Here is a 14,264-nt window from a genome sequence, read left to right on the forward strand (position 1 = left end):
CGGAAGCGACACACCAGCATGACGACCCAGCTCGGCAACGACACCGGCACCCTGCGCGCCACCGCCTTCCTCGATCACGGCTCGCCCGAGGTCCGGGCCTTCGTCGACACCGTGCTCCCGGCCGGCGCCACCACCCCCACCCAGCAGGCGGTCGCGCTCTATTACGCGGTGCGCGACTCCGTCCACTACGAGGTATACGGCGCCGACCTGTCCCCTGAAGGGATGCGGGCGAGCAGTGTGGCGCGCAGCCGCTCGGGCATGTGTCTGCACAAGTCCGTGTTGTACGCAGCCGCACTGCGGTCGCTCGGCATCCCCGCGCGGCTGGTCCTCGCCGACGTACGCAACCACTTGGCCTCCGATCGGCTGAAGCGGCTGCTCGGAGGCGATGTCTTCCACCAGCACTGCTTCACCTCGGTCCAGCTCGACGGCCGCTGGGTCAAGGCGACGCCGGTGTTCAACAAGACACTGTGCCGGCTGTACGGGATGGCCCCGCTGGAGTTCGACGGTACGGCCGACAGCATGCACCACCCCTTTGACCTCAAGGGGCGCCGGAACATGGAGTTCCTGTGCCTGCACGGGGAGTTCGACGACCTGCCGTACGACCGGGTGATCGCCGACCTGCGCACCGCTCACCCCCGGTTGCTGAGCGCGGACGGCACGGGAATCACCGAGGGCTCACTGGTGCGGGATGCCCAGCACCCGGCGGACGCGTAGTGCTCGTCAAGTTCTGCGGCGCCACCACCGTGGCCGAGGTGACGGACATGACCGCGGCCGGCGCAGACCTCGTCGGGCTGTGGTACGGGGTGCCGGGCGGCCGCTCCGAGCTGACGATCGGGCAGCTCGCCGACCTGTCCGCGGTCGCCCTGGGCACCGGACGGCTCCAACCGGTGCTGGTCACCTTCTCGTCCGATGCCCCGTCGCTGCTGGCGGCCGTGACGGCGGCCCGGGTGCTGCACGTCCAGCTGCACGGCTACCAGAGTCCGGGCGTGGTACGCGCACTCCGCCGGGCCGGACCCGAGCACCTCAAGATCATCAAAGTCCTGCACGTACAGCAGGGTGGTACGTGCGTGGAGGAGCGACTGGCCGGCGCGTACGAGCGGGCCGGCGCCGACTGGTTCCTTTGGGACGCGGTCACGGCCGACGGCCGGCTGGGCAGTACGGCACAGCCCCTGGACGACGCGGCCGTGACCGGGCTCGCCGACCGGACCGGTCTGCCCTTCCTGCTGGCGGGCGGCCTGCACGCCGGCAACAGGGCGGACTTCACGGGCGCGCGGGCGCACCCCCGCTTCCTCGGTATCGACGTCGACTCGGCGGCCCGCGGCAGCGACGGACTGCTGCGGACCGGCCGCGCGTCCGCCGTCAACCATGCCTGGAGGGCCGTATGACCGCACGCTTCACCGAGGCCCTGGCCGGGGCCGCCCGGCCACTGATCATGGAGGTCAAGCGGCAGGACGCCGATGGCCGGGAGCTGATGGGCGCCCGTGGGGTGGCCGAAACCGTCGAGCGCTTCGAGGCCGCGGGAGCGCCGTGCCTCTCGGTGGTCACCGGACGCTGGTTCGGCGGCACGGAAGACCTGCTGAGGGAAGTCGCTTCGTGTACCGGGCTGCCCTTGCTGCGGAAGGACTTCATCACCAGCAGACGCCAGCTGGAGCGCACCCGCGAGCTGGGAGCCTCCGCCGTGCTGCTGACCGCGAAGGTACTGCCCGGGCAGGTGCTCACCCGGCTGACCGACCATGCTCTGGAGCTCGGCCTGACCCCCTTTGTGGAGGTCGCCGACGAGGCGGACGTGGCAGCTGTGGAGCGGGGGCCCGAGAGCGTGGTCGCGGTCAACAACAAGGACATCACCACCCGCGAGCGGCTACCGGGTGACCCGGGCCGCGGTGCAGCGCTGCTGCCCGCCGTGCGGCGCTGCGGCACCCGGTACCCGGTCAGCGCGAGCGGCATCGCCGCCCCGGACACCGCGGCCGGGCTGCTGGCCGCGGGGTTCACCGGACTGCTCATCGGCACGGGCTTGTTGCGGGCGGCGAGCGTGGACGACTGGTGCGCCGCATTCGACGCCGCGCGTGGCACCCCGGCCGGTCCACCTGGCCGGGAACCGCCGACACGCCGATGACCTCCACACGGGCGGTGCGGTCGACCGGCACCCGCCCGTGCGGTGCGTGGGCACAGGCTCTCAGCGGCGCCTGGCGCCGGTCTGGATGCGGTGCCCGCGCGCGGTGCGTCCCCACGGCTTGTAGACGGAGACCACCGCGGCGACGGTGAGGAGCACGAACAGCGCGGGGACGCTCCACAGCAGGAAGTCGACGACCGGCCCGGGGTTGGGCGGGGCTCCGCCCGCGGTGGCCGTCCTCTCGGTGGCGATCGTGACCATCGGGTGGATGACGAACCACGCGAAGATCGTCATGAAGAGAGTGATCACCCATTTGACGACGATCCACCAGTGCAGCAGCAGGCCCCACTTGGTGCCGCAGGAGAGCAGGATCCCGGTGATCGCGGCGGCGAGGCTGAAGACCGTGACGCTGGTGTCGTCGAACACGTACATCGCGTAGTAGACGCCCTTGGCGATCGCGGCGTCGTCGGTCGAGAACCCCATGACCGCCAGGACGGCCATGGAGAGCGAGAGCCCGACCCAACCGACCGAGGTGACGACATGGATGGCCAGTACCAACTTCCGCATCCTGCGGCTCAGTTCGAACTTCTTGGCGGAACGCTGCCGGGGCATGACCGCGTCGGCGGCCTTCGTGGTGGCCCCGGCTGCGGGTGCCGGCGCGCGGTGATGGGCGGCGGGAGCGGACAATGCGACGCCTCGCTTTCTGCTGGTTCGGTGCCGGACCGATGCGGCGCAAAACTATTTACAGTGTACGGCGTAACTCAGTACAGCGTACAGTGTTAGCTCTCGGGAAGGAGCTCAGGGAACTCTCATGGCGAAAGACAATGGCCGTATGGACCCGGCGCGCACCCTCGCCCTGCTGTGGCGACAGGGGAACCAGCCCGCTCGGCCCGCCCGCGGCCCCCGCCAGGCACTGACCGTCGACCGCATCGTGCAAACAGCGATCGCTCTCGCCGACGCCGAGGGCCTCGCCTCTCTGTCGATGCGCAAAGTCGCCGAGCCGCTCGAGGTCTCCGTCATGTCGCTCTACACGTACGTGCCGGGCCGCGCCGAGCTGGTGAACTGCATGCTCGACGAGGTTCTCGCCGCATCTCCGTCACTGGAGGGCGCTGGCGACTGGCGCGCAGCCCTGGAGCAGTACGCCAGGGGTGGCAGGGACATTGCCCGGCGCCACCCGTGGGTGCCGCCGCTGGCCTCCGCACGGATGCTCATGGGCCCCAACGAGACCGCTGTGTGGGACGGCGTACTCGGCGCGATCTCGGGGGCCGGCCTGACCGAGCGGGAGATGCTCGGGGTCGTCCACCTGGTCAACGGCTATGTGCGCGGCGCAGTGCACCAGTCGGCGGACGCCGAGCACGACGAACGGCGCGCCGGCCTGAGCTATGACGAGTGGTACGAGCAGAGCGGCCCACTGCTGGAACGGATGATCTCCGTCACCCGGTTCCCCCACCTCACCAGGGTCTGGATGGCGGGCGTCTTCGAGGAACCCGGTGAGGGACTCGGGCCCGACGGCGGCTTCGAGTTCGGGCTCCAGCGGGTCCTCGACGGCATCGAGCAGTACATCGCCCACCGCTCCGTGTGACCGGGCCGCCCCGCCGGGCGGATCCTCCACCGAATCTCAGGGAGCCCTCCAGACCGGTTCACGAGTCTGGTGGCAGACCCGGCCGATGCGGCGGTCCGGGCTGAGACCGATGAGTGGAGTAGGCGTGACAGTTCTGGTGACAGGAGCGACAGGAACCGTTGGTCGACATGTGGTCGACCAGCTCCTCTCCGCGGGCGTACGGGTACGTGCGCTCACCCGCAACCCGGCCACCGCCGCGCTGCCGGACAGGGTCGAGGTGTTCGAAGGCGACCTGGAGCAGCCCGGCACCCTGCACGCCGCGCTGCACGGGGTGGAACGCCTCTTCCTCTTCCCGGTCCCGGAGACCGCCCGCGAGGTCGTCGCCGTCGCCGAGGAGGCCGGCGTGCGTCGTGTCGTCGTGCTCTCTTCGTCTTCCGTGCTCGACACCTCGGGGGACAACTACAGCGGTGAGCACCATCGCACCGTGGAACGCGCCGTGGAGAAGTCCGGCGTCGAGTGGACCTTCGTGCGCCCCGACGAGTTCGCAGCGAATGTGCTGTGGAAGTGGGGCCACTCCATCCGCACCGAGGGCGTCGTCCGTGCCCCCTACGGCAACGCCCGGCGCGTCCTGATCCACGAGGCGGACGTCGCAGCCGTGGCCGTGGCCGCGCTGCTCCAGGACGGGCACGCGGGACAGGCCTACCTCCTCACCGGACCCGAGGCGCTCTCCCAGGCCGAACAGGTACGGGTGATCGCCGAGACCACCGGACGCTCGATCCTCTTCGAGGAGATCACGCCGGACCAGGCCAGGGCGTCGATGGGACGGGCCATGCCGCAGCCGGTCGTGGAGATGGTGCTCGACTACCTCGCTGAGGCCGTCGCCCGTCCACCCGCCCCGGTGGACACCGTGGAGCGGATCACCGGACGCCCGGCCAGGACCTTCGCCCGGTGGGCGGCCGACCACGCCGGCGACTTCGCCGCGCAGCACGAGGGGCCGTCCGGAATTCGTCATGCGGAAAGGAAGGAAACCATGCCCGGCACCCTGTCCGAGCAGTCCGTCCAAGAGCGCAACAAGGAGCTCGCCCTGTCCATGGCCGCCGCCTGGAACCGCGGGGAGCTCCACGGCATCACCAAGCACTGGGCTGCGGACATCCAGCACTTCTCCGAAGACCGTCCGGTTCCCTCGGAAGCCATGGTCAGCGCGATGGAGGCCGGCCTGGCGGCCTTCCCCGACCTCCAGATGGAGGTCAAGAGCATCGTTGCAGAGGGGGACCGCGTCATCCTGCGCATCACCGTTACGGCGAGCCAGCAGGGCGAGTTCCTCGGGAAGGCCCCGACCGGACGCAAGGTGACCTGGTACATGCTGGAGGAGCTGCGTTTCAACGACGCCGGCCAGGTCATCGAGCACTACGACGTCTTCAACTACCTGCCGATGCTGAAGAAGCTGGACCTCGTCCCGGCGGACGTGCTGTGACCACGACAGCCCGGACTGCACCGCACGTCACCGAGGTCGCCGACGGGGTGTACGCGTACGTCCAGCCCGACGGCAGCTGGTGCCTCAACAACGCGGGCCTCGTCGTCGGCGACGACTCCCGGAGCCTGCTGGTGGACACCGCCGCCACGGAGCGCCGCGCGCGGCTGCTCCGTGACGAGGTGCTGCGCCGGTCCCCGCTCCCGCCGTGCGTCGTGGTGAACACGCACTTCCACGGTGACCACACCTTCGGCAACTCCCTGTTCCCCGAGGCGCTGGTCGTTGCGCACGAGCGCACTCGCGTCGAGATGTCGGCGGCGGGCCTGCACCTGACCGGCCTGTGGCCCGATGTGTGTTGGGGCGACATCGAACTGACGCTCCCTCACTTCACATACCGGGAATCCATGACCCTGCACATCGGTGGTGTGCGCGCGGAGCTGATGCACATCGGCCCCGCCCACACCACCAACGACACCGTCGTCTGGCTGCCCGAACAACGCGTTCTGTTCACCGGCGACCTCGTCATGTCCGGCGTCACGCCGTTCTGCCTGATGGGGTCGGTCTCCGGATCTCTGTTGGCCATGGAGCGGCTGCGCGCCTTCGGCGCCGAGACGGTCGTGCCCGGCCATGGCGCGGTCGGCGGGCCCGAGTTGATCGAGGACAACGCCGCGTACTTCCGGTGGCTCCAGGAGACGGCCCGGCAGGGCCTCGCCGCGGACCTGACCCCGCTCCAACTCGCCCACGAGGCCGCCCCGGGGCCATACTCAGAACTGCTCGACGTCGAGCGGCTGGTGCCCAACCTGCACCGCAGCTACGCGGAACTACGCGGTGCGGCCCCGGGCGCCCCCCTCGATGTCGGCGCGCTCTTCAAGGAGATGGCCGCATTCCACGGCGGCCTGCCCGCCTGCCAGGCCTGAGGGTGCATACGGAGAAACGCATCCCGTCGGGAAACGCCTCGCCCGTGCAGGTCGATCTGCACGGGCGAGGCGTTTCCCGACCGGGCCCCCACGGGTCCCGGCGCGTTCCTACTGTCTCGACGCCGGGCACCAGGCCGGAGCCGGCCCCACCGGGTGATGCTCGGTCTCGATGCCCTCGAGATACGCCGCGAAACTCTGCAGACCCGGGTGTTCGGCACGCAGTGCGGGGATGTCCGCACGGTAGCCGTACTCCTGGAACCACTCGAACATCAGCGAGATCTCCGGGGCGTGGGGAATGTAGGGGTTGCCGGCGACCGTATCCAGTGGCAGCTCTTCGAAACGGGCTGGCAGGCCGGTACGCTCCGAGAAGGCCTGTGCCAGCTCGGCCGCCGTCAGCTCGTCGCCCGCGAGCTCCACTGCCCGGCCCACGTACTTCGCCGGGTGGTCGAAGGCCTGCGCGGCGAAGAAGCCGATGTCGTCCACGGCGATGAGCTGTACCCGGGTGTCCGGTTTCAACGCCAGCTGCACCACCAAGGTGTTGTCGACCGCCAGCGGGCCGTGGGTGGCGAAGTTGTCCATGAAGAACGACGGGCGCAACACGGTCGTCGGCACACCGAGACGCCGGAGGTACCGCTCGATGCTGCGCTTGGAGTCGAAGTGGGGTACGCCGCTGTGCCGTTCGGCGCCACCGACCGAGCTGTAGACCACGTGCGCCACGCCGGTGTCCAGGGCCGCCCGGGCCACCGCACGCCCCTGACGGACCTCGCCCCCGAGCCCCGCAGGCGTCATGAAGTTCTGCACCGAGAAGACGCCGTGCATGCCGTCCATCGCCGCGCGCAGCGACGACTCGTCGTCGAGGTCACCACGGACCAGGGTCACCCCGAGCTCCGCCAGTCGCCGGGCCGCGGCCGAGTGCGGATCCCGCACCAGAGCTGCCGTGTCGCGACCCCGCCGGACCAGTTCGCGCGCCACGGCGCCGCCCTGCAGACCGGTCGCCCCCGTCACGAGGAGCGCACCGCCCGTCTCCCTCCCACCGGTCATGTGCTCTTCCCTTCGCCGGTGAACAGCGCCGCGTTGGCCTCCGCCCACTCGCGGTACGAGCGCGGCTCCCGGCCGGTGAGGTCACGCACCGCAGTCGTGGGCTTCGCCCACGGGACCTCGGGGCTGCGCAGCGCGGCGACATTGGTCACCGCGGTCGCACGGTCGCCGGTGATGCCGGTGAAGATCCTGACGACTTCCTCGGCCGGCGCGACCGAGAAGTCCAGTTCCCGGCCGAGGACCTCACCGAGAATCCGCGCCTGCTCCTGTGAAGTGAGCGTTTCCGGGCCGGTGAGCAGGTACGACCGGCCCTCGTGGCCGTTCTGGGTGAGCGCCGAGACGGCCACCGAAGCGATGTCGCACTCGTCGATGGGCGCCCCCGGGGTGTTGCCGATCCAGCAGCGCACGGAGCTGTTCTCGCGAATGCTACTGATCCACCAGGAGGTGTTCGCGTGGAACGGGCCCGGGCGCAGGAAGGTCCAGGCCGCGCCGGACCGGCGAATCGCCTCCTCTGCGGTCCGGTGCTCGTCCGCGATGCCGTGCGGTACCGGGTGCTGGACGCTCCCCGACGAGAGCAGCACGATCCGGCTGAGGCGTGCCTTGCGCGCGGCGGCCGTGATGTTGGCGGCCTCGCGCGCCACATCACCGGAGAGCACGATCAGCGCCGCGGACACGTCCTTGAATGCCACCTCCAGCGAAGCGGTGTCGGCGGGGCTGCCCGCGACCACGTCGACGCCCTCCGGCAGGTCGGCCTCCGCGGGGCTGCGGCTCAACGCCCGCACCGCGCACCCGAGGCCGATGAGCTGCCGGACGGCTTCGCGGCCGACCTTGCCGGTGGCTCCGGTGACCAGGATCATCGGTCGGACCTCCAACCCTGGGGCTCGGGCCACGGCGAACCGAGCTGGCGGTAGGTGCCCTGGTAGTCGGGCCAGTCGCGATGGTCGCGGATCTTGCCGTCGACGAACCGGAGGAGGTGGATCTGCTCGCCGGAGAAGACGCGTCCGGTCGGGGCCATGCCGACGAGCTCGCCGACGTGCCGCCCATACAGCACGAGATAGGCACGGACCCAGTCGCCGCGCTCCTCGATCTGCACCTCTTCGAGACGCGCCTCGTCGGAGAACGTCATGCGCAGCCATTTGACGGCCATCGCGAACGAAGACGGGCCGCGTAGATCCATGTGCTCCATCGATGCCGGATTCAGGTAATCCGAGTGAATGTACTCGCCGACATCATCGGTGACCCCGGTATTGTATGCCTTTATCATGCGTCGGACCGCGAGTATCTGACGGCTCATCGCCTTCCCTCCATATGCTGCCGGTTACCGCGCCATCCTGCGGCACTGCGCGACAGCGGACAAGTGGAAAAATCCCCGTTCAGGTTCACTGCAAAGAGAATTCAAGCGATCGCCGAGTTCCTCTTGAAGTATTTACTGCCGACACCCGTGCTGCGTACCTGACCATAGCTGTATGTACGTGTCCGCCATCCGGCATCGGAGTTGAACGTGGATAGCGCTGCCTACAAAACCAAAGTCACGGACGCCTTCAACGGGGCCGCTGCGACCTATGACCGATTGGGCGTGGAATTTTTCACCCCCATGGGCCGCCGGCTCGTGGAGCGGACCGCACCGCGTCCGGGGGAACGGGTGCTCGACATCGGCTGCGGTCTCGGTGCGACCCTGTTGCCCGCTGCCGAGCTGATCGGCCCGACGGGCCACGCCCTGGGCATCGACATCGCGCCCGCGATGATCGACGAGGCGGGCCGCGAGGCTGCTCGCCAGGGTGCCACCAATGTCGAGCTGCGGGTGATGGACGGTGAGCACCCGGACCTGCCCGCCCACTCCTTCGACCTGGTGCTCGGCAGTTACAGCGTGATCTTCCTGCCGGACGCGCGGGCCGCCCTCGCCCGCTATGCCGGTCTGCTGGGCGAGGGCGGCCGGATCGGCTTCACCAGCCCGGTCTTCAGCCGCGACACCTTCCCGTTCCTGCCGCCGCTGTTCACCGAGCTGATTCCGCTGTCCCTGCTACGTCACCTGCCCGAGTCGTGGCATCCGGAGCAATTGCACCGGCAGCTGCACTCCTGGCTGGAGGACCCCGCCGACCTCGAAGCCGCGCTGCTGAAGGCCGGGTTCACCGGCGTGGAGATCGTCGACGAGCCGGTACTGATGACCGCCGTGTCCGGTGCGGCATGGGTCGACTGGTCGCACACCCAGGGCATGCGACTGCTGTGGCAGCATCTGCCGGAAAACGACGCCCTGGCGCTGCGCGCCCGCCTCATCGGCGCGCTCGACGCGCTGCGCGACGGCGACGGTCCGGTGCTCATCGAGGTACCGGTGCGGTACGTCACCGCCGACGTGGGTCGCTGACGCGGCAGCCCCCGTACTGGTGAGGGGGCAGCGGGCGGGCCCCTGGTGGCGCAACGGCCGCTCACGCCGGACGCTCGGCTGGGAAACCCAGCCGAGCGTCCGGCCTTTCTCCGTTATCCGGTGCCGTCTCAGGTCACCGAGAGCGCGCCGTCCACCGCCAGCACCATGCCGTTGGCGTAGCCCGCCTCCGGGCGCGTCAGCTGCACCGTCCACCAGGCGATGTCCTCCGGGCGGCCGACCCGGCCGGCCGGTATCCGTTGTGCCATCTGCGCCAAGAACGCGTCGTACGCCTCCGCCGGCATCCCCGCCCGCACCCCGACGCCGGTGTCCACCACACCGGGGGCGATGCCCACCGAGCGGATGCCGCGTGGTGCCAGCTCCACCGCCCAGGTGCGCGTGAGGAAGTCCAGGGCGGCCTTGGCCATTCCGTACACGGAATTCTCCGGCCAGGCCCGGAGGCCGAGCGAACCCGCCGAGCCGACGTTCACCACCGTGCCCTGCGTGGCCTCCAACGCGTCCAGGGCGCGCTGGGTCAGGAAGAGTGGGGCGATCAGATTCGTGCCCAGCTGGCCATGGACAGCTGCCCGGTCGAGACCGTCCAGCGGAGCGAACCCGGTGACGGCCGCATTGTTGACCAGTACGTCGATCCGGCCGAATTCCCGCAGCGCGAAGGAGACGATCTCCTCCGGCGCGGCGGGATCGCCCACATCAGCGGCCAGGAAACGTATTCTGTCGTATCCCTCGGCGGTTTCTCTGAGGGATTTTTCCGAGCGACCGACTATCAGTACATGCGCTCCGTCGTCATGGAACGCCTGCGCCGTAGCACGGCCGATCCCACTGCCGCCGCCCGTGACGACGACCGCCTTTTGCGCCAACTCCGGCATGGCGCCGGCCCTCAGAAGCAGACGGCGGTGTTGACGCCCCGGATGACGGCCTGTTCAGCTTCCTTGGTGAAGTCCTTGTCCAGTGTGATCGAAAGCTGCACCCGAATGTCCAGGTCGGGTGTGGTGGCCGCGAAGGTGGCATAGCCGGGAATGCCCGCGCCGTGCCCCCACAGGTCCAGATCCTTGTCGTTCTGCAACTTCATCAGCCCCAGACCGTAGCCGATACCCATCGGCAGATCCCTGATCATCTCGCCGGGCAGCGGGGTGGTCATCTCCTTGAACTCCGCTTCACCGAGCAGCTTTCCGCTGAACAGCGCCACGAAGAAGCGGTCCAGGTCGGCCGTGGTCGAGATGATCTCGCCGGCGCAACCGGCCTCCGAGGGGTTCATCAGCGTGACGTCCTCAGCACGGCCGTCGATCTGCATGTAGCCGTGGGCATGCGGCTCGGGGATCTCCGGGTCGTCGCCCGGCAGTACGGTCTCGTTCAGGCCGGCCGGCTCCAGGACGCGCTCGCGGATCTCCTCGCGGTGCGAGCGGCCGGTCACCTTGCGGATGAGCAGCCCGATGATGAAGTAGTTGGTGTTGCAGTAGGCGAACTCGGTGCCCGGTTCGAACTCCAGCGGCTTCGCGGCCGCGATGGCGACCAGGTCCTCCGGCTCGTAGTGCTTGTAGCGGTCGCGCAGGAAGCGGTCGCCGGGCTTCTGGAAGGAATCGGCGTAGTTGTAGAGACCGCTGGTGTGCTGCAGCAGATTGCGTATGGTGATCTTCTCACCGTACGGCAGCAGCCCCGGGAGATAGCTCTCCACGGTGCGGTCCAGCTCGATCTTTCCCTCGGCGACCAGCTGCAGCACCACCACGGAGACGAACGGCTTGGTGATGCAGGAGATCCGGAACCGTCCGTTCTCGGGGACCGGTCGGTCCGTGCCCAGCTCGGCGGCGCCGGAGGTGACGACGAACGAGTGGTCCCCCCGGGTCACCCGGAACTGTACGCCCGCGGCTCCCGTCTCGATGAGTCTGTCGGCTGCGCGCTGTACGGCCTCCTCATGGGCCGTGGCCGCCGACCGAGCATCTGTCGTCCGAGCCATGTCGGTAAACCTCACTGTCATGTGGTGGTTGGTGCGTTTCCGTACGGGGAGAGACTGGCCGCCCGCGATGGAGAGGCGCACGGGCTCCGCTTGAGCCGCGCTCAGGCGAGGTCGTCGCGGCTGACCCTGCGGGTGGAGACCTGGAGTGCGCCGTCCACACGCACCAGCACGTCCTCACAGACGCAGACCCGGTGCACCCGCGATTCCCCGCCCGTCTGCGAGGCGTACACGATCGCGTACGAGCGGACGTCCAGCGCGCCGTCCGGGCGCTCCACGACGTCGAACATGCCGATGAAGTGCCTGTGCCGCTGCCCGGCCTCGGCCAGCTGGACCGTGCTGCGGCTGGTGGCCGCGACCAGGCCCGCGCGCCCGACCACCGGATCGGGCAGTGTCGGCACGGCGAAGGAGGCATCTTCGGTGAAGGTGGCCGCCCACCGCTCGCACTCGCCGCGGTCCAGCAGTTGCATCTGGTGGGCGTAGAACTGCTGCACTTCTGCGTACAGAGCGCCGAACGCGGTGGCCGCCTGCGGCTGGATACCGGACTGGATGGTCATGAAGGACTCCGTTCTGTCGGTCCTGCCACCCTCCGGGACCCAGGTCGAGCGGCCTTCGAAGACTCCTCAAGTCCTCAGGTCAGCCACCACTGCCGAGCGCCGCCCCGCTTCTCGAGCGGCGTTCATCCGGCCTTCGAGCGGGTCGGGACACGGTCGGACCCACAGTTGACGCTTCGGAGGTAAACCGATGACGACCATGACAAAGCCGGTGGCGCTGGTCACGGGGGGCACGAGTGGCATCGGCCTCGCCGTGGCCCGTGACCTGGGCCGGCGCGGACACCGGGTCTTTCTGTGCGCGCGCACCGAGCAGAAGGTCAAGAACACCGTCGAGGAACTCCGTGCGGAAGGCCTGGACGTGGCAGGCACGGAGGCCGACGTGCGCTCCCGGGAGTCCGTGGCCGCCCTGGTCCGTGCTGTGCTCGACGCCTTCGGCCCGGTGAGCATCCTGGTGAACAACGCGGGGCGCAGCGGCGGCGGTCCCACGGCCGGTATCACCGATGAACTCTGGTACGACGTCATCGACACCAACCTCAACAGTGTCTTCCTGCTGACGCGCGAGGTACTCAGCAACGGCGGGCTGACCGGCGCCGCGTACGGCCGGATCATCAACATCGCCTCGACCGCCGGCAAGCAGGGCGTTCTGCTGGGGGCTCCCTACTCCGCCTCCAAGCACGGCGTCGTCGGCTTCACCAAGGCGCTCGGCAAGGAGCTGGCCCCGACCGGCATCACCGTCAACGCGGTCTGCCCCGGTTATGTCGAGACTCCGATGGCCGAGCGCGTCCGCCAGGGGTACGCCTCGGCCTGGGGCACCACGGAGGAGCACGTCCAGGAACAGTTCGAGGCGAAGATCCCGCTCGGCCGCTACGCCACCCCCGAGGAGGTGGCAGGCCTGGTCGGTTACCTGACCACCGAGCACGCCGCCGCCATCACCGCTCAGGCGCTCAACGTCTGTGGCGGCCTGGGAAACTTCTGATCCGGAAAGAGGCTGTTGAGATGTCTGCTGAGCGAGTACACCGCACCACTCACACCATTGCCATCGCCGCACCTGCGGACGTGGTGTACGGGCTGATCTGCGACGCGGTCAAGTGGCCGTTGTATTTCCAGCCCAACGTGCATGTGGAACAACTGGAGTTCGACGGTGAGCAGGAGCGGCTGCGCATGTGGGCAGTGGCCAACGGTCGGACCAAGTCCTGGACGTCACGGCGGACGCTCGACTCCGAGCGGCGGCGAGTGGAGTTCCGTCAGGAGCTGTCCGCCGCGCCGCTGGCATCCATGGGCGGCACCTGGATCGTGGAACCGCTGGGCGCCGAGAAGACGAAGCTGACCCTTCTGCACGACTTCACGGTCGTGGGGGACTCCGCTGCGGATGTGGCCTGGGTGGAGCGGGCCACCGACACCAACAGCCGTACCGAGCTGGCGAACCTCCAGCGACTCGCCGAGCGCTGGACACGCCTGGATGACCTGGTGTTCTTCTTCGAGGACTCGGTACGGGTCAACGGGTCCGCCGAGTCCGTCTACGACTTCCTCTACCGGGTGCAGGACTGGCCGAAGCTGATCCCGCACGTCTCGCGCCTGGAGGTGACGGAGGACGAGCCCGGCGTCCAGTCGATGTCGATGGACACCCGCACCGCCGACGGTTCCAGCCACACCACCGAGTCGGTCCGTATCTGCTTCCCGCACGCCGGACGCATCGTCTACAAGCAGACGGTGACGCCCGCACTGATGACGGCCCACACCGGCGAGTGGTCGGTCGTTGCCGACGAGACGGGCGTGACCGTCACCTCGTACCACGGTGTCGTCCTGCGCGAGGAGAACATCGAGCGGGTGCTCGGCGACTCTGCCGGCGTTGCCGAGGCCCGCCAGTACGTGCGGGAGGCGCTCGGCCGCAACAGCACCGCCACGCTGAACCTGGCGAAGAAGTACGCGGAGGCCGCCGACCCCGTGCTGTGACCCCACAGGGCATTCACCCTCGCTCGGCTTACGTCCCCCGCCTGCCGGTGGCCGCATCCTCTGGATCAGTGCCGTCGACGTGCTGTGCCCTGCCTGCCGCCCTCCCGTCAACACTGCCGGAAACGCCGTGAACTGTCAGTCGGCCGAACTCGGCATACGCCAGCGAGGCCCATAATTGTCCCAGGAGATGGGCCCGCTCTCGCAATAGGGTGTATGGAGGACCGCTCGAGAGCCACCGGAGATCCGGGTGTGACGACGCTAATCCGGCTAACGTGCGTCACAGCGGTGTGCTTTGCGCCATCGGAGAACGACCGAATGACTTAGTGAGAAAC

16 protein-coding genes are annotated in these 14,264 nt (G+C 69.0%); 9 read left to right on the top strand and 7 right to left on the bottom strand.

Going from position 1 to position 14,264, the window contains the following annotated elements:
* Positions 1 to 18: 18 nt before the first annotated feature.
* From ACTWQE_RS14965 to ACTWQE_RS14975, 3 genes are read left to right on the top strand one after another with little or no spacing between them, the layout of a single operon-like run.
* Positions 19 to 714 (top strand): transglutaminase-like domain-containing protein, encoded by a 696-nt coding sequence (locus ACTWQE_RS14965; RefSeq protein WP_443329419.1) that lies wholly within the window; start codon positions 19 to 21, stop codon positions 712 to 714.
* Positions 714 to 1,385 carry a phosphoribosylanthranilate isomerase gene (locus ACTWQE_RS14970; protein WP_443329420.1) on the top strand — a complete coding sequence of 224 codons (672 nt, stop codon included), beginning with the start codon at positions 714 to 716 and terminating at the stop codon, positions 1,383 to 1,385. The genes ACTWQE_RS14965 and ACTWQE_RS14970 overlap by 1 nt, the downstream gene beginning before the upstream one ends.
* Positions 1,382 to 2,113 (top strand): indole-3-glycerol-phosphate synthase, encoded by a 732-nt coding sequence (locus ACTWQE_RS14975; RefSeq protein ID WP_443329421.1) that lies wholly within the window; start codon positions 1,382 to 1,384, stop codon positions 2,111 to 2,113. Before ACTWQE_RS14970 ends, ACTWQE_RS14975 begins: the two co-directional genes overlap by 4 nt.
* A gap of 60 nt (positions 2,114 to 2,173) precedes the next feature.
* On the opposite strand, the gene ACTWQE_RS14980 is transcribed toward ACTWQE_RS14975, so the two are convergent.
* Positions 2,174 to 2,797: a hypothetical protein gene (locus ACTWQE_RS14980; protein ID WP_443329422.1), complete on the bottom strand. Its 624-nt coding sequence runs from the start codon at positions 2,795 to 2,797 to the stop codon at positions 2,174 to 2,176.
* A 124-nt stretch (positions 2,798 to 2,921) separates the two neighbouring features.
* On the opposite strand from ACTWQE_RS14980, the gene ACTWQE_RS14985 reads away from it, so the two are divergent.
* From ACTWQE_RS14985 to ACTWQE_RS14995, 3 genes are all read left to right on the top strand, one after another.
* Positions 2,922 to 3,692 (top strand): TetR/AcrR family transcriptional regulator, encoded by a 771-nt coding sequence (locus ACTWQE_RS14985; protein ID WP_443329423.1) that lies wholly within the window; start codon positions 2,922 to 2,924, stop codon positions 3,690 to 3,692.
* 124 nt (positions 3,693 to 3,816) lie between these two features.
* The gene (locus ACTWQE_RS14990) at positions 3,817 to 5,145 is read left to right on the top strand and encodes an NAD(P)H-binding protein (RefSeq protein ID WP_443329424.1); all 1,329 of its coding nucleotides are present in this window, start codon (positions 3,817 to 3,819) and stop codon (positions 5,143 to 5,145) included.
* Complete coding sequence (locus tag ACTWQE_RS14995; protein ID WP_443329425.1) at positions 5,142 to 6,059, top strand: MBL fold metallo-hydrolase; 918 nt, start codon at positions 5,142 to 5,144, stop codon at positions 6,057 to 6,059. Before ACTWQE_RS14990 ends, ACTWQE_RS14995 begins: the two co-directional genes overlap by 4 nt.
* Positions 6,060 to 6,167: 108 nt before the next feature.
* On the opposite strand, the gene ACTWQE_RS15000 is transcribed toward ACTWQE_RS14995, so the two are convergent.
* The 3 genes from ACTWQE_RS15000 to ACTWQE_RS15010 are packed head-to-tail and all read right to left on the bottom strand — an operon-like array spanning position 6,168 to position 8,391.
* Positions 6,168 to 7,100 carry an NmrA/HSCARG family protein gene (locus ACTWQE_RS15000; RefSeq protein ID WP_443329426.1) on the bottom strand — a complete coding sequence of 311 codons (933 nt, stop codon included), beginning with the start codon at positions 7,098 to 7,100 and terminating at the stop codon, positions 6,168 to 6,170.
* Entirely contained in the window at positions 7,097 to 7,954 is an 858-nt protein-coding gene (locus tag ACTWQE_RS15005; RefSeq protein WP_443329427.1) for an SDR family oxidoreductase, read from the bottom strand. Before ACTWQE_RS15005 ends, ACTWQE_RS15000 begins: the two co-directional genes overlap by 4 nt.
* On the bottom strand, positions 7,951 to 8,391 hold the full coding sequence (locus tag ACTWQE_RS15010; protein WP_443329428.1) for a SnoaL/DnrD family polyketide biosynthesis methyl ester cyclase: 441 nt from the start codon (positions 8,389 to 8,391) through the stop codon (positions 7,951 to 7,953). Before ACTWQE_RS15010 ends, ACTWQE_RS15005 begins: the two co-directional genes overlap by 4 nt.
* Positions 8,392 to 8,598: 207 nt before the next feature.
* Here ACTWQE_RS15010 and ACTWQE_RS15015 point away from each other — a divergent pair, with 207 nt between their 5' ends.
* Positions 8,599 to 9,459 (top strand): class I SAM-dependent methyltransferase, encoded by an 861-nt coding sequence (locus ACTWQE_RS15015; RefSeq protein ID WP_443329429.1) that lies wholly within the window; start codon positions 8,599 to 8,601, stop codon positions 9,457 to 9,459.
* Positions 9,460 to 9,587: 128 nt separating this feature from the next.
* On the opposite strand, the gene ACTWQE_RS15020 is transcribed toward ACTWQE_RS15015, so the two are convergent.
* From ACTWQE_RS15020 to ACTWQE_RS15030, 3 genes are all read right to left on the bottom strand, one after another.
* Positions 9,588 to 10,343: an SDR family NAD(P)-dependent oxidoreductase gene (locus tag ACTWQE_RS15020; RefSeq protein WP_443329430.1), complete on the bottom strand. Its 756-nt coding sequence runs from the start codon at positions 10,341 to 10,343 to the stop codon at positions 9,588 to 9,590.
* Positions 10,344 to 10,354: 11 nt separating this feature from the next.
* Positions 10,355 to 11,428: a serine hydrolase domain-containing protein gene (locus ACTWQE_RS15025; protein ID WP_443329431.1), complete on the bottom strand. Its 1,074-nt coding sequence runs from the start codon at positions 11,426 to 11,428 to the stop codon at positions 10,355 to 10,357.
* 101 nt (positions 11,429 to 11,529) lie between these two features.
* The gene (locus ACTWQE_RS15030) at positions 11,530 to 11,982 is read right to left on the bottom strand and encodes a nuclear transport factor 2 family protein (RefSeq protein WP_443329432.1); all 453 of its coding nucleotides are present in this window, start codon (positions 11,980 to 11,982) and stop codon (positions 11,530 to 11,532) included.
* A 187-nt stretch (positions 11,983 to 12,169) separates the two neighbouring features.
* On the opposite strand from ACTWQE_RS15030, the gene fabG reads away from it, so the two are divergent.
* Entirely contained in the window at positions 12,170 to 12,955 is a 786-nt protein-coding gene (fabG, locus tag ACTWQE_RS15035) for a 3-oxoacyl-ACP reductase FabG (RefSeq protein ID WP_443329433.1), read from the top strand.
* A 20-nt stretch (positions 12,956 to 12,975) separates the two neighbouring features.
* Positions 12,976 to 13,932, top strand: a complete 957-nt coding sequence (locus ACTWQE_RS15040) for an aromatase/cyclase (protein WP_443329434.1) — start codon at positions 12,976 to 12,978, stop codon at positions 13,930 to 13,932.
* The last annotated feature ends 332 nt before the right edge of the window (positions 13,933 to 14,264 follow it).

It is taken from the genome of Streptomyces sp. 8N706, from assembly GCF_052245415.1.
In the GTDB taxonomy this organism is placed as follows: domain Bacteria; phylum Actinomycetota; class Actinomycetes; order Streptomycetales; family Streptomycetaceae; genus Streptomyces.